Source organism: Thermogutta sp. (assembly GCF_039793925.1).
Lineage (GTDB): Bacteria > Planctomycetota > Planctomycetia > Pirellulales > Thermoguttaceae > Thermogutta.
Genome location: NZ_JBAMME010000234.1, coordinates 1 through 14,051, shown reverse-complemented (window position 1 = coordinate 14,051; position 14,051 = coordinate 1). Strand labels below are relative to the sequence as shown.

Genomic DNA, 14,051 nt, shown 5'->3' with positions numbered 1-14,051 from the left:
TGCTATCGGTTTGGAAGGCGATAGGCCATGCATATTCCGGACGGAATTCTGACGACAACGACTGCGGGAACGTTGGTAACGGCGGCCGGCTGGGTCGGGACTTTTGCAGGAATCGGTCTGGGACTGGCCAGACTGAAACCAGATGAGATTCCCCGGGCAGGGTTACTCACCAGCCTTTTTTTTATCGTGTCGCTCATTCAAATTCCCATGGGCCCCATTGCTTTCCATCTAGTGCTCACAGGACTCATGGGGCTCGTGCTGGGATGGACGGCCTTTGCCGCGGTCTTTGTGGCAACGGGTCTTCAATGGCTCTTTTTTGGGGCGGGCGGCCTGACCACCCTGGGCCTCAATACGTTCAACATGGCGTTTCCGGGAGCGCTCTGCGGATATCTGTTCCGCGGATTTGTTCGTTCATCGAAACCCTTATTGGTCACGCTGGGTGGATTCGCCGCCGGGGCAACCGCTATCCTCCTCAGTGCGTTTCTCACCGCACTGTCTGTGTCCTTGGCCGGGCAGCAATTTCATGTCCTCTCGTGGATCGTGTTTGCAAGCGACGGTATCCTGGCTTTGGGAGAAGGCTTCATCACTGCGGCGGCCACTCACTTTCTCCGACGTGTCCAGCCGGAGGTGTTCCATGCACCACTTTTGACTGCGGAGTCGGGATGACGGCTTGACGAAAAAGTCTCGCATCCATGTGGCGCTACTCTAACCGAGGAAGGCGATCGAGGTGCTGCGACAGTTCGGCGTAGTGGAATCGGCGTTAGTTTTTTTGATGGTCTGGGCCATGGGCCTGAATACAGCCTGTGGCCACACCCTCTACGTGTTTGCCGCTGGTGAAGGGAATACGATTAAAGGTCAGGTGTATTTACCCGGTGGCACGGGTGTGCCCGACGCCGATATCCGTTTGACCACTGCTGATGGAAAAGTCGTCGCCACGACGAAGTCCGATGCGGAGGGGAGATTCACTCTGAAGGCCCCGTTTCGCAGCGATTTCAACGTCGTGGCCATGACGGCTGACGGCCATCAGGCCCGCTGGAACATTTCCGCCGATGAACTCGCCGAGTTGCCGAGTCCGTCCGATTCATCGACCGGTAAGCCGGAGGGAAACGCCGCCAACGTTCCAGAGGATTCTCACCTTCCCACCCCGGGCTCCTCCGGCAGTCGCAGTCAGCACGAAACGCCAACGACGCACACAGCCGCTCCTCTCGCGGATTTAAAGTCTGAAATGAGCGGCCTGAAAGCGCAGGTGGTTAAACTTCGAGAAGAATGGCAAGAGTTTCGCTCGGCCACCCAGTTGCGCGACGTGCTTGGAGGAGTGGGTTATATTCTGGGTATCACAGGAATTGCGTTTTATCTTTTGGCACGAAAGCGAGACCGATCTTGAACCTCCCCACAAGGTGTGCCCTTTTGCATCAGGTTACTGACCGTTAGGGCCGTTCCGATGAATCGCCAATGGGACGAGTTTGAACAAGCAGCAGCTCCCGGCGTGCGGATCATCGACAGTTTTGATCCGCGATTACGGGTCATTGCGCTCTTCCTTTTTGCCGCGGCAACTGTTTTTGCCAGGGAGGAAGTCACCCTTGCCGGACTCGCTCTGGTGAGCAGCCTGCTTCTGGTTTTGGCTCGCTTTTCCCTTTTACGCACGCTGCGGCGAATTCTACCTCTTATGGGGTTCGGGCTGGTTCTGGCCTGTGTGCTGCCGTGGACAGTTCCCGGCCAACCGTTGGGGCCCGGCTGGTTTGCAAACGCAAGTTGGGAAGGCCTGTATCAAGCGGTGACAATTTGGGCCAGGGCTACCATCGTTCTGGTCGGTGCTGCCGGTTTAGTGGGCACGCTGGATCTCCCCGTGCTAGGGCACGTACTTGCCCATTGGCACGTTCCTCGCAAGCTGGTGCAAATCGTCCTGCTCAGCATTCGTTACTTCAAAGTCCTGGAAGATGAATACCATCGACTGCACACGGCGGTAAGGATGCGGGGTTTTCGTCCGGCCTGGAACTGGTGGACTTTTCACACCTACGGTCAGATGGTGGGCATGCTCATCGTCCGCAGTCTTGCCCGATCGGACCGCATTCTGGCGGCGATGAAGTGTCGCGGATTCAAGGGGTATTTCTATTTGTGGCGGCATTTTCATTTCAGTTGGCGCGACATTTGGTTCGTGGCGGCCCTTTCACTTGCGGGACTGGCCTATTTGCGAGTGGAGCGTCTCCTGTGACCGTGCCACCCTATTGCCATGACAGAGCATCCGCACCCGGCGACTCACCGGTCACCGAGCCTCCCGAGAACTCGCACCCTGCGCCGCTTGCGGTCGTCTCTCATGCTACCGTGCAAAGCAGGACGTTACCTGACTCTCTCGGATGCGAACCGCCTGCGCCGATCATTCGCCTGGAGGGGATTCATTTCCGGTACGAAGGGCAGCCGCCTTTGTTTCAGGGGCTATCGTTTCAGCTCTGCGCCGGAGAAAAGGTCGGGATCATCGGGGCCAACGGCACCGGTAAGACCACGTTTCTTCTCATGCTGATGGGATTGGTGCAACCACAAAGCGGAACGATTGAGATTTTCGGACGGGTTCGCACCCGGCCGGCCGATTTCGAGGACCTGCCCGGAAAAATTGGTTTGCTCTTCCAAAACAGCGACGACCAGCTTTTCTGCCCCACCGTGGCCGAGGATGTGGCGTTCGGTCCGTTCAATCAGGGAAAGACGGTGGTGGAAGTGCGTCAGATCGTTCGCCACACGCTGGCGGAGCTGGGCCTGGAGGGCTGGGAAAACCGCATCACCTACCGGCTTTCCGGCGGAGAGAAAAGACTCGTCGCGTTGGCCACTGTCCTGGCGATGGATCCGCAGATCCTCCTGCTGGACGAACCCACCGCGGGATTGGACGCATCGGCGTCAGCCCGCGTGGAAGGGGCACTTGGGAGGCTACCACAAGCCATGATCATCATCTCCCACGATCGCGACTTTCTGGAGCGGCTGTGTCATCGCATTCTCGTGTTGCAGGAAGGGATTTTCCTCCCCTACCCGAAAGAGAATGTTCGGGGCTGATGGATCGCCTGCACTCACGCTCCCGACAATCGCGAACCGAGTGACCCACCTGTCTCACGCTGCTGCCATACCTGGACTTTCGCTGGTTATGGTACACGATTATTTTCCACCGTGATGGGGCCAGGTCACTGGTTCGGTACAAGTTCCCTGCCTGCTCGAGTGGCAAGTGCTCGCCAAGTAGCGAGCTCGATTGTCTCCGCGTAGAACCGCGCAGAGCCATCGACATGGACGGCATTGACCCCGCCTGGGTGATAGCTTCTGGCCGTCACAATTGCATAAGTGGGTGACCCATTGATGCCGTTTTTTCCTTCCTGCCAGGAGTTGTAGTCGCAGTCTTCCGTTTTTCCGCCAATATCGCAGGGCACGTGGGTGTTGGGAGGAAAGCATGCGGTGAAGCCCGTATGATGGACGCGGCCATCCGGCCATTCCGTGTGACCGGTTGTCTTGGCTTCTCCCGCCGAGGCCACAATGGTGGTGGCTTCAGCAACGGAAGCAGGGACACTGGTGGTTGGAGGCCCACCGTTCCGCCGATAGGGCTGCCACGCCTTGACTTCCGATGCCAGAAGGGTTTGGCTTGTGCCATCGATGACCCCCGCCCAGGTCACCGCTGAATTGGGAAACGAGATGCCATCGCCGCCTTTTCCGGTGGCGGGGTCGTACACGAAATACACACCTAGATTGAACCCGTAGGTCGTGGGATACAAACGCGGCTTTCCCGCCCCTGTATCCCGGATTTCCGAAGATTTGGGATCGCTGGGACAGGCAAAGACGGGGATCCGGACGCCGTCAATCACGAGTTGGGTGTCCCAGGCTGCCACCAGGTTCACCTGCGAGCCAAGCGGGACTTGCTCTATGAAAGATAAAATCCGCCCGTGAACTCCCCACGACACGTTATTGCCCGTCGTCTGGATGGTCCGGTCCACAATTGCACTGGAGGGAAAGCACCCCCAGTTACTGGCGTAGTTGTGCACAGCCAGCCCGAGTTGTTTCAGGTTGTTGAGACATTGAGCTCTCCGTGCCGCTTCTCTGGCCGACTGCACCGCGGGCAGCAATAGCGCGATGAGCAACCCGATGATCGCAATGACGACCAGAAGCTCAACGAGGGTGAATGCGGATCGCTCCTCGTGTTCGTGTCGCAACGTCTTCATGCCACGTCACTCCGTACTCCTGCGTGGTGGAAGAAAACCTTTGCAGTCAAATTCGCGTGATTGTCAGTGTCTCCATTGACAACCTAACGGGGCTACTCAGTGACCTCGGGCACATCCCCGATAACACGGCTCTTCCCGTCCGTCTGGAATCACTTAACTCAGGTGAAGGATGCAACGGCTAAGCAAGCGACATTCCAAGTCGCCACGCAACAGAAGAAAACGGGCCGACACGTGAAAATGCTTAAAGCATCGCATCGAACGGCGGGACTAGCGACCAGCATGCCAAGAAAACAGCACGGCCGGTGTCGTGCCAATCGACACTGTGTCGCACGGATCGACACCCTTCCGGGAAAACTGGGGAAAGCTCACAATGAAAAGAGCGTCACGCGGCGTGGCAGGCTCAGTTCCGGGCACTCGATCGCTGAAATGACTGAAGGGCTTGCCATTGTTCCAAAGGAGTGACCCCGTGGTTCTCCATCAGACAGAACCCAGTTACGTTAGACTCCACCACAGTGGTGAGCTGAAGAATCGTGCGGACGTGGCAATCGCTCGGCTGGAAGAATGCACTCTGTGTCCCCGGAAATGTGGGGCCGACCGGTCACGCGATGAGCCGCGGGGCTCGTTTTGCGGCATTGGCCGATATGCCTGGGTCTCCAGCGCCTTCCCTCATCACGGCGAGGAACCCTGTCTCCGCGGCTGGAACGGCTCTGGGACGATCTTCTTTTCCGGGTGCAATCTCCGCTGTGTATTCTGCCAGAACAACGACATCAGTTGGTACCGCACGGGCTCCCCTTGCGATGCCCCGCGGCTGGCACGGCTGATGATCCGATTACAGGAACTGGGTTGCCACAATATCAATTTTGTTACCCCCAGCCATGTGGTCGCGCAAATACTGGAAGCCCTTCCTCTCGCCGTGGAAGAGGGCCTGCGAATTCCCCTCGTTTACAATTCGGGCGGTTATGATTCCGTGGAAACGTTGCGGCTCCTCGATGGCGTGATCGATATTTACATGCCGGACATCAAGTTTACAGATTCCGCCGTCGCGGAACGCTTTGCGCACGCACCCGACTACTGGGACGTCTGTCAGGCCGCTGTTCGCGAGATGCACCGACAAGTGGGGGACCTCGTCCTCGATGACCGCGGCCTCGCGGTGCGAGGACTCCTCGTGCGCCACCTGGTGATGCCCAACGGGCTTGCTGGCACCGAAAAAGCCATGCGATTCCTGGCCGAGGAGATTTCGCCGCATACCTTTGTGAACGTTATGGCGCAGTATCGGCCGGAAGGTCGGGCCTGGGACTTTCCCGAAATTGCCCGCCGATGTACCCCAGAGGAATATCGGCAGGCGGTCGCCATTGCACGGCAACTGGGCATCTACCGATTGTGCCGCGAGTGAGCGATTGCCGTTTTTTCGTCGCCAAATGGTGCACCTGCTTGACGCGCCTTCTTGCAGTCAAGATGTTGGAAAACCTTTCCTAACACGTGCAGGGTTAGCCAGGAAGAATCTCAATGTCCAGAAGAAAACCCTTGGGACTTTTCATCACCGGGACAGACACAGGAGTGGGAAAAACCTATGTGGGTGCCCTCATCGCCCGAGAACTCGTCCAGGCGGGACTTCGGGTGGGTGTCTACAAGCCGGCGGCTAGCGGTTGTGTTCGGGAAAAAGGGGAACTCATCTCGGAGGATGCGGTGACGCTGTGGGAAGCCGCGGGAAAGCCGCTTTCCCTGGAGGAAGTGTGTCCTCAGCGTTTCGAGGCCCCGCTGGCGCCCCACCTTGCGGCACGCCTCGAAGGCAAAGCTGTCAATCCGGAGCTTCTTCGCGAGGGCCTCCGGCCCTGGCTGGAATGGGCGGACGTTGTCCTCATTGAAGGCGCCGGCGGGCTGATGTCGCCCATCAGCGACGAGGATTATGTGGCTGATCTGGCTTATGAATTTGGTTATCCTCTGTTGGTGGTGAGCAAGAATGTTTTGGGAACAATTAACCACACCCTCCTGACGCTCATTGCGGCCACCACATTTCGCGAGGGACTGGACATCGCGGGAATTGTGCTCAACGAACCGAGTCCCCGCGATCCTGAGGACGTAAGCGTCGAAAGCAATCTCGCCGAATTGGCGGCGCGGTGCATTCCGCCCGTTCTCGCCCAGGTAAAATACGGGGAAAGTCGGTTCGAACCGCAAGTGGAGTGGAGCGCCATCGTCCAAAAGGCGCGGCCAAAGAAATTGCCCGATTGGTGAAATCCCTCCCCTTCTGGCGGGGCAGTCTGGTTATATAGCGTGGCACGCCCAGCGCGTCACGCCCCTCCGGAGTGGGCGTCGGTTCTCGGTCACCCATCCCGGTCAACGAGCGGGGCAGGTCTGACTTTGCCCGTCCCGGAATCTGACCGGTTTACCCGCATCATGGCCAGCGGTACGGCCGAGGTATTGTCATCCGAAAGCCAACGGGCTGCTTGGAGGCTCGCGTCTCAGGATGATCGGGCTTTGTGAAAATTCGATCAGTCTGACTACAATGAAGTGCTATGAGCACGGCGAGTACCATCACCCGATATTACGGTCCAGCCTGGGAAGAAGACCCGCCGCTTCTGGAATGGGATGATTGGCCGGTGCGTGACCATCCCGCAACGGCGGTGCTCCTCTTGCTGATGTTGGCGTGTGCATCGGCTGGAGTTTTTCTAGTCACCGGGAGACTTTTCTGGACGGTTTTTGCGGACCTGTTTCTGGTGGCGTCATTTGCGAGGGCTCTCCTTAAGGCCACATATCGCTTGGGGCCCTACGGAGTCGAGCGGATCGTCTTCGGCAGGCTGCAGCGGATTCCGTGGCGGGCCATCCGGGCTGTACGCGTCGTGGACCAGGGGGTCTTTCTCTTCGACACTCGGGAACCTACTCCGGTGGATGCCCTCCGCGCGGTTTTCGTGCCGTTTGGTCCCCACCGGGAGGGAGTGCTCGCGCGGCTGGAGTTTTATCTCGCTTCGCGCCGCGGAATGTCCGAAGCCGTCAGTCGTCGGCAGACCCTGTGAGTGAACGGTTTTATAGCAGGCATCGGTTCCCGATCACCGGCATTCCCTCACACACCCGAATTTTTGTCCGGCAGTGCTTCCCCTGTTGACCCCATGCGTTTCACCTGAGCAGTAACTGCAAACAAAAACCGGCCTGGGCGTCAGAGCCTCAGGCCGGTCGGTTTACTCGAACAAGACTCTACCAGACCCTTCCGATTCAGCTCACTCCCCGCCCCGCGCGAAGTCTGCGAGCATCAATCATTTGCGGCGCCGGGCACAGGCCACGTGGCGTCAGGGATCACAGCACACCGCCCGGCGCGCGACGATTCGATGGTGAAGGTGGTGCGGCCGAACCGGAACGTTCACGACGGTCGGCACCAGCTTGCATACCTTCACCGGGACTTCCTTTTCCACAACCTGCGGCACCAGGACGGTGCATTTCTGGACGACGGGCTCGCAGACTTTCTTCCAGGTTGTTACACAGACCGGCTTCGTCACCGTGTGGGGAACTTGCTCATAATAGCACACCTTTTTGGTGTACTCGTAGCGTTCCCATTCACAGCGCTTGCGGGTGCCCTGCCGCTTTTGAGGTTCCCAGACACACTTGGTGATTTCACAGGGTTCCTCCACGATTTGCGGCTTGCACACCTTGACTTTGATTTCTTTGACTACCGGATTCGGCACCCACACCTTGCACACGCAGACGGGCTTGGGCGGGCAGCAGGCACCGTCGCTGGGCGGATCCACAATCACCCGACGATGGCAGTGACGGCAAATTCCGTGCACTGGCTCACAAGGCCGCTCTTCCCAATGGCCTTCGTCCACGCACACCTTCCGGGTTTCCTCCACTTCCACCCACTTGCAAACCTTTCGCGTCCCCGGCTCCTTAACAATCTTGGGGACGTAAACCGTGTATTCGTAAGGTTCCTCCTTCCACACCGGGCGATATCCGACGCACTTGATTTCCTTCACCCGGGGCTCAAGCTTCCATTCCGTGCAGGTTTGTTCGACGACCTTTGTTTCCTTCACCCAGTTCACTCGATAAGTGGTGTACTCGCGTAATTGTGGCACGTACTCGACACTGCGGACCTTCCGCATCTCGGTCACCCATTGCCTTGTGAGTACCGTCTTCTGGACACAGGTGACCTCCGGCGCGCATGCCGGTTGACATGCTGGCTGACAGGCCGACTCACTGGCCGACTGGGCCCAAACCGCCAGTGGCACGAAGAGTAATCCCAGCGCCAACAACCCTCCGACTGCTTTCCTGACCATAACTCCCTCCTCCATTTGCTTGAGACATCGGGAACCATCCGTTACCGGTCGGGATCAAATCCCTGCGCGGACCGGTGATATGTTGCCATCACTTTCGGGACTTAACAGGTAGTGCCCCCCCTCCCGAACACCCCAAAGATATTGAGAAACCAGAGGCGGCCCTCTAGTGACCGGCCGCTATCTATCCCCCACTCGCAGAACCCGCAAACTTGGTGCAGGCATTAAAGACTTCTTGGTTTTTCTAGCTTGATAGTACGACCCTGCCACCTGTCCGTCAAGTACCCGCCCCACGATTTCCAGGATTTTTCCATCAGCACTGCTCAAAATACCCTAGGGCCGTTCCACCGCCCGCAAAAACCCCATCGTCCCGCGCGAGTGCCAAATCGCCGGCGACCAGAATCAGCTCCCCTGACAGGTTCAGCTTTTACCGCATAAGCACATTCAGCAAACTCGCCGTGAATGCGCATGACGTCCCGTGTCAATAACCCATGTGGTGGGGTTACCCCATCCGGCATTTCCACTACAACCGGCACAATCCGGAAAATCGTTGACAAACGCTCTTATGCTGACTATAAATCTATCCAGCTTAGCCAATCGGGCAAATTTGGCAGTTTTGACACGTGGCCAGCACAAGCAGGGAGCAAGCGCGTTCTGTCGTTTGAATCTTTTCCGCCATTGAACGAACCGCGCAATTCCAAGTGTGCCGAAACACCGCGGTGAAGTTCTGTGTCGGCCGCACCGGAGTACTACAGAGGAGTGACACCTATGCGACTTGGCAACATCTTTCGTAACCGGACATATCGCAGCCGTCGGAAACTCGCCCGTTCAATTCGCAGCACGGGGCGTTCGGCACGCCGTCCGCTTGTACTGGAATCGCTGGAACAACGACATCTCCTCAGCGTCGTCACCATCACTGCGGATGATCTCGGTGGTAACGGAAGCAACAACGCGGTGCCGGACGAGTTTCGACTGCTCCGCAATGGCACCGATCTGGAGGTGTATATCGACGGAAACCTGTCTCAGACGGTTCCCCTGGCAGGCCTGACGGACATTGTCGTGCAGGGCTCATCCGACTCGGACAAGCTGATCATTGATTTTTCGGGTGGAACATTCGCCGTGTCGATTTTCTTCGACGGAGAGGCCCTCGGCACCAGTCTGGTGGATGTGGACCAGCTTGTTCTAGTGGGCGATCCTGGCAGCTCGATCGGGCGAATGAGCTACTTCGCCGGGGCCCTTTTCGGCGGCGGTGCAAATGACGGCCGTATCACGATTGACCCCGACAACAATGCGGGTCCCGGTGCAGGTTATCCCGGGCATCCCGGAGCATGGAATGGCGACGAAATGTTCATCACGTTCCAGAACCTGTCTCCTGTCATCGACACGGTTCCCGCCGCACAGCTCGACATTTTCGCCACCAATACGACAGAGACCATTTCCATCATCGACGGTCCCGTCGTGGGCTCCGATCAAACCATTACCGTTCGCTCCGATAGTGGCACATTCGAGGAGTACAGTTTTGCTAACAAAACCCGAGTAACCGTCAACAGCCTGGACGGCAGCGATGTCTTCAATCTGAATTACACTGTGGCTGTCCCGGGACTTCAATTGCTCGACCTGTATGGCAACGAATTCACGGGAGGAACGATCGAGTCGGACGACGCCAAAGGGGAAACCTTCAACATTCTAGCGACCGGCCCCGGATCACAGGCCAACCGAATGTTTGGCCAAAATGGCTCGGAACTGTACACTAATGCGGCAACGAAATATCTCGACGCAATCCAAAGCAATATTCAGATGCACGGGCAGGCGGGGCTGTCGGTCATCGATTTGTCCGATGTCAACGACCCCACCGGCGATAACGTCCAAATCTTTGGCGACCGGATTATTGGGGCGGCTCCCGGGACCATCGAGCTTTATTTTGCCACCATCGAAGACATTCGCTTTGAGGCCACTTCAGGTGACGATGTTATCACCATTCTTTCCACGTTTGCCCCCTTCCAGTATCGCATTTCGGGCGGACCCGGCTCGGACGTATTCCGCGTGGGATCTTTCGGTCCCCCGACAGCCCTCAACTGGGCAACGTTCGGAACCGGAGTCAACACAATAGGCCAGATCAAAGGTCCGTTGACCATCATTCCGGGTCCGGCGAGCGATACAGGGGTTGATTCGCTGTATGTGGACGATTCCGGAGGGCTGCTGGGCTACACGACTGCGCAAATTAATGACGCGGCGGGGGGAAATGTCCTTTCTCGAACGACAACTTTACTCAATTTCGATGCCGCCGCCCCCATTCGTTACGAGCATACGCCCGGCGGCTCGACATTTGAGAACCTATACATTCATACGTCCAAGTCGGCTGACACTCTTTACGTGAACGCCACCACGGCAGGCTACACGGAGATTAATCTGGGACCGGGTAACGACTCGTCCACACTCATCATTAATGGTGACAATCTGGGCGGGAACAACGTCTTCTTGGGCAACACCGGCACAGACCGATTCATCCTCAACGTCAGCTCCGATCTCGGTAGTTCAGCGGTCGTACCGCTCACCGGTTTGCGTATTGAAGGAAACGACCCGGCCGGTAACAGCTCACTCCGCGACGTCCTGGAAATCGTCGATGTCGGCGGACTCGCCAGGAATATCGATTTCGCTTATCAGACGGGTGGTGGACTGCTCGTTTCCGGCTTCGCAGTTCCCATTGATGTGAGGACCATGGAGACGGTCAGGTATGTCGGTGACGCGTGGGCCGACGATGCGGTGTCTGTAACAGGAACCGCGGGAAACGATATGATCACCGTGGCGCCTGTCGCTTGGGATTCTGCCCGGTACTTTTTCGGTGGCGACCCGTGGGATGGTCCCAGTGAAGGTGATTTCTTCGATCAGTTCCCCGGCGTTGCTGGAGGCGGAAGCGGTCCCGACCTGGTGATTTCTGGTGCGGCAAATCTCACTGTGGACACGGCCGGTGGCGGCGCAGACCGACTCTACGTCTATGCTCCCAGCGAGGACGATCTCGTGGATCCCGCCACCACCATTGATCCCTTCGGATTCGGGACCGGCGTGATCGTGCCGGGATTCGGCGTCGGAAACGCTTACGATACGATCTCTGCGTCGGACACGAACGTTACAATCTACAACAGTTCGGCAGGCACGCTGCTTCCCGTCTCCATTGTTGGTGGATCACTGATTCAAACAGATCCTAACGCGTTTGGTCTCGTGGTTAATTCTGGTTTTGAAGCGGTGCCTCAGCCGTGGGGGGTGGCGGACGACATCATCGTTGACCCCTCCACCAAATTTGCCATGCTCATCAATGGCGGCGATCCAATCCCCGCCTTGGCGCCCAACGGGGATTGGCTGAATCTGTTTTTCGCAGGCCCGATCAATATCTGGGCAGATAAGAGCACGCCTACCCAAGTGTGGATTGGTACCACCGGTTCCAAGGGCGTCGCATTCAGCTCGATTGAGAACCTCTCGCTCTCCTCGGCTATCGGGGTTGTCAATTTGTATGGCGATGCCAACGACCCGGCAATTGACCAAAACGACGTCTTTGAGATCGTGGGGACAGGATACCAGTCGCTCACTGTATCCATCAATGGAAGCACGCCCATCCAACTCATGGGAGTTACCCAGCTCAACATCTTTGGGGATGATGAGCTCGGGACTCCAAGTGTCGGTCCAAACGATGTTGATTCCCTGATCGTGACTCCCTACGCGGATAATTCGCCGCAAGGCTGGGGGATCCAAATTTCGTTTGACGAAGGCAACCCCGTCGGCGACAACGGTGTTGCCCCCGATCCGATCGTGTATAACGCCCTGCCAGGGATTTCTGAGGATATCCGCATCGTGCCGACCGGGCCGGGAACCGGTCAGCTCCGGGTGACTAACGCGGCTGATGGTTCGCTCATCACTGTCATCAATTTTGTCAGTAACACCGGGTTCATCATCAACGGGAACGACGGATCGGCCGGGGACACCGATACCCTCACGTTAAGCGGGACGACCGGGAACGACATTTTCATAGTGGTCGACGATCAAAATGTGAATGCCCCCGGTCTTTATACCGTCCAATTCACTAACTTCTCGGTCATCCATCTGCAAGGTGGCGACGGATATGACGAATTCCATGTGAATCCTTCTGCACTTCAGGTGGTCGTGGATGGCGGCACGCCCGATGGAGCCATCCAGTCGGATGGTGATGTCCTCTATGTCTGGCCTGGGTTGACTCCCTTCCACCTCATCCTGGGTCCGGAAGGCGACAACGGCACCCTCCAGGTGACCGGTGCGGGCCCTGTGACTTTTGACCGGATTGAAGGCCTCGGTATTCAGGGCGTCCTTTATACGCTTCCCGATCTCAAAGAGCCCAACGATTCCCTGGCTGAGGCCACCATTTTGGGCTCCATTCCGCACTTGACGATTCAGGATCTCACCATCCACAGCGAGCAGTTGGGCACCACTAATGACGACTATTTCCAGGTCACTGCGCGCGATAGTGGCGCTTTGCTGATTAACGTGCTCTTCGCCGACGATTCGATCATTGGCAACCAACTCGGCGGGGCTCTGAATGCCGAGCTTCTTGATCGGTTCGGCAACGTTATTGCGACGGGAACGCCGACAGCAACCGGCGTCAGGATAGCAGCTCCTGTTGTTTCGCAAGAGCGATATTACGTGCGCGTCTTCAGCACGGATGGCGATCCCAACACCTACACACTGGAAATCGAAAACTTCGCGGCCCCCACGCCCACGGCCATCGTCATGCATCCCGCCTATGACAGTGGTCGGAGTAACACAGATAACGTTACCAACATCGACAACCCGGTAGTGCTCATTCAGGCGTGGCTGTCTGATCTTGCGGGCAAAGGCATCCCCGTGCTTACCGCAGCACAGGCCAATGCTGGCACTCCTGGACTGGCGGTGGAAGTCTTCGTTAACGGTGTGAGCGCCGGTTTCGCCAACCCATTCGGCACGTCCAACAACGTGTTCTCCTTTGCGCTCCCATCGGGATTACTTGCGGCCGGGCTACCGGGCGGGTACCCGGGTTATCCGACGGCCCATGGTTGGATGAACTTTGTCAGCGCGGCCGTGCGGGTCTTCGATGCCCAAACCGTCCAGGCAACAGCCACGAGAGAGTTGGGGCAACCGTTGGTGATCACCTATGATCCCAACCCTCCCGATGCCGGTGCATTGAGTTTAAACCTCGCTGCCAGTAGCGACAGCGGCACCTTGGGGGATTTCATCACCAACGTTAACCGCCCCACCTTTGTCGGTGTGGCAGAAGTCAACAGCTTGGTCCGCCTCTTTGCAAATGGTGAGCTCGTGGGCCAGGTGTCGGCCGGCTCTGATCTTTCCGATGGCATTTTGGGCAACGGGCTTGGCACGTTCAGCGTAGTTTCCCAACCCCTGACTGACGGTGTGTACACCTTGGTTGTGACCGCCGAGGATCTATCAGGCAACATCGCGGTTGGACCGTCATACTCGCTGACTATCGACACCAGGCCGCCACAGATTCCCACGATCGATCTCCAAGACAGCGATGACACCGGTTGGTCCGACAAGGACAACGTGACTATCGGTGATCCGACCCAGGGTTCGGGGATCGTGGATG

General features: G+C 57.6%; 10 protein-coding genes. 8 read left to right on the top strand and 2 right to left on the bottom strand.

The genetic code is table 11. The features are described from left to right. Positions 1 to 27: 27 nt before the first annotated feature. The 4 genes from cbiM (at position 28) to ABJK56_RS10550 (ending at position 3,039) form a co-directional block, all read left to right on the top strand. On the top strand, positions 28 to 666 hold the full coding sequence (cbiM, locus tag ABJK56_RS10565; RefSeq protein ID WP_347244635.1) for a cobalt transporter CbiM: 639 nt from the start codon (positions 28 to 30) through the stop codon (positions 664 to 666). Between the two features lie 61 nt (positions 667 to 727). Beyond that, on the top strand, positions 728 to 1,384 hold the full coding sequence (locus tag ABJK56_RS10560; protein WP_347244634.1) for a carboxypeptidase-like regulatory domain-containing protein: 657 nt from the start codon (positions 728 to 730) through the stop codon (positions 1,382 to 1,384). Between the two features lie 57 nt (positions 1,385 to 1,441). Beyond that, positions 1,442 to 2,212 carry a cobalt ECF transporter T component CbiQ gene (cbiQ, locus tag ABJK56_RS10555; protein WP_347244633.1) on the top strand — a complete coding sequence of 257 codons (771 nt, stop codon included), beginning with the start codon at positions 1,442 to 1,444 and terminating at the stop codon, positions 2,210 to 2,212. Continuing rightward, the gene (locus ABJK56_RS10550; RefSeq protein ID WP_347244632.1) at positions 2,209 to 3,039 is read left to right on the top strand and encodes an ABC transporter ATP-binding protein; all 831 of its coding nucleotides are present in this window, start codon (positions 2,209 to 2,211) and stop codon (positions 3,037 to 3,039) included. Before cbiQ ends, ABJK56_RS10550 begins: the two co-directional genes overlap by 4 nt. Positions 3,040 to 3,164: 125 nt before the next feature. Here ABJK56_RS10550 and ABJK56_RS10545 read toward each other — a convergent pair whose 3' ends face one another. Beyond that, positions 3,165 to 4,187 (bottom strand): DUF1559 domain-containing protein, encoded by a 1,023-nt coding sequence (locus ABJK56_RS10545; protein ID WP_347244631.1) that lies wholly within the window; start codon positions 4,185 to 4,187, stop codon positions 3,165 to 3,167. 466 nt (positions 4,188 to 4,653) lie between these two features. Here ABJK56_RS10545 and ABJK56_RS10540 point away from each other — a divergent pair, with 466 nt between their 5' ends. The 3 genes from ABJK56_RS10540 (at position 4,654) to ABJK56_RS10530 (ending at position 7,198) form a co-directional block, all read left to right on the top strand. After that, positions 4,654 to 5,580, top strand: a complete 927-nt coding sequence (locus ABJK56_RS10540; protein ID WP_347244630.1) for a radical SAM protein — start codon at positions 4,654 to 4,656, stop codon at positions 5,578 to 5,580. Between the two features lie 113 nt (positions 5,581 to 5,693). After that, entirely contained in the window at positions 5,694 to 6,419 is a 726-nt protein-coding gene (bioD, locus tag ABJK56_RS10535; protein WP_347244629.1) for a dethiobiotin synthase, read from the top strand. 281 nt (positions 6,420 to 6,700) lie between these two features. Continuing rightward, on the top strand, positions 6,701 to 7,198 hold the full coding sequence (locus ABJK56_RS10530; RefSeq protein ID WP_347244628.1) for a hypothetical protein: 498 nt from the start codon (positions 6,701 to 6,703) through the stop codon (positions 7,196 to 7,198). Between the two features lie 270 nt (positions 7,199 to 7,468). Here the strand turns inward: ABJK56_RS10530 and ABJK56_RS10525 are convergent, their stop codons facing one another. Further along, a complete protein-coding gene (locus ABJK56_RS10525) occupies positions 7,469 to 8,449 on the bottom strand; it encodes a hypothetical protein (protein WP_347244627.1) in 981 nt (326 codons plus the stop codon). Between the two features lie 765 nt (positions 8,450 to 9,214). Between ABJK56_RS10525 and ABJK56_RS10520 the strand changes: the two genes are divergently transcribed. Beyond that, positions 9,215 to 14,051 (top strand): Ig-like domain-containing protein (locus ABJK56_RS10520; protein WP_347244626.1); only part of this gene is annotated, 4,837 nt, incomplete at its 3' end.

Excerpts from the sequence above, each read along its gene's own strand:
- bioD (WP_347244629.1), top strand. The coding sequence starts at position 5,694 with ATGTCCAGAAGAAAACCCTTGGGACTTTTCATCACCGGGACAGACACA.
- cbiM (WP_347244635.1), top strand. The coding sequence starts at position 28 with ATGCATATTCCGGACGGAATTCTGACGACAACGACTGCGGGAACGTTG.
- ABJK56_RS10525 (WP_347244627.1), bottom strand. The coding sequence starts at position 8,449 with ATGGTCAGGAAAGCAGTCGGAGGGTTGTTGGCGCTGGGATTACTCTTC.
- ABJK56_RS10545 (WP_347244631.1), bottom strand. The coding sequence starts at position 4,187 with ATGAAGACGTTGCGACACGAACACGAGGAGCGATCCGCATTCACCCTC.
- ABJK56_RS10530 (WP_347244628.1), top strand. The coding sequence starts at position 6,701 with ATGAGCACGGCGAGTACCATCACCCGATATTACGGTCCAGCCTGGGAA.
- cbiQ (WP_347244633.1), top strand. The coding sequence starts at position 1,442 with ATGAATCGCCAATGGGACGAGTTTGAACAAGCAGCAGCTCCCGGCGTG.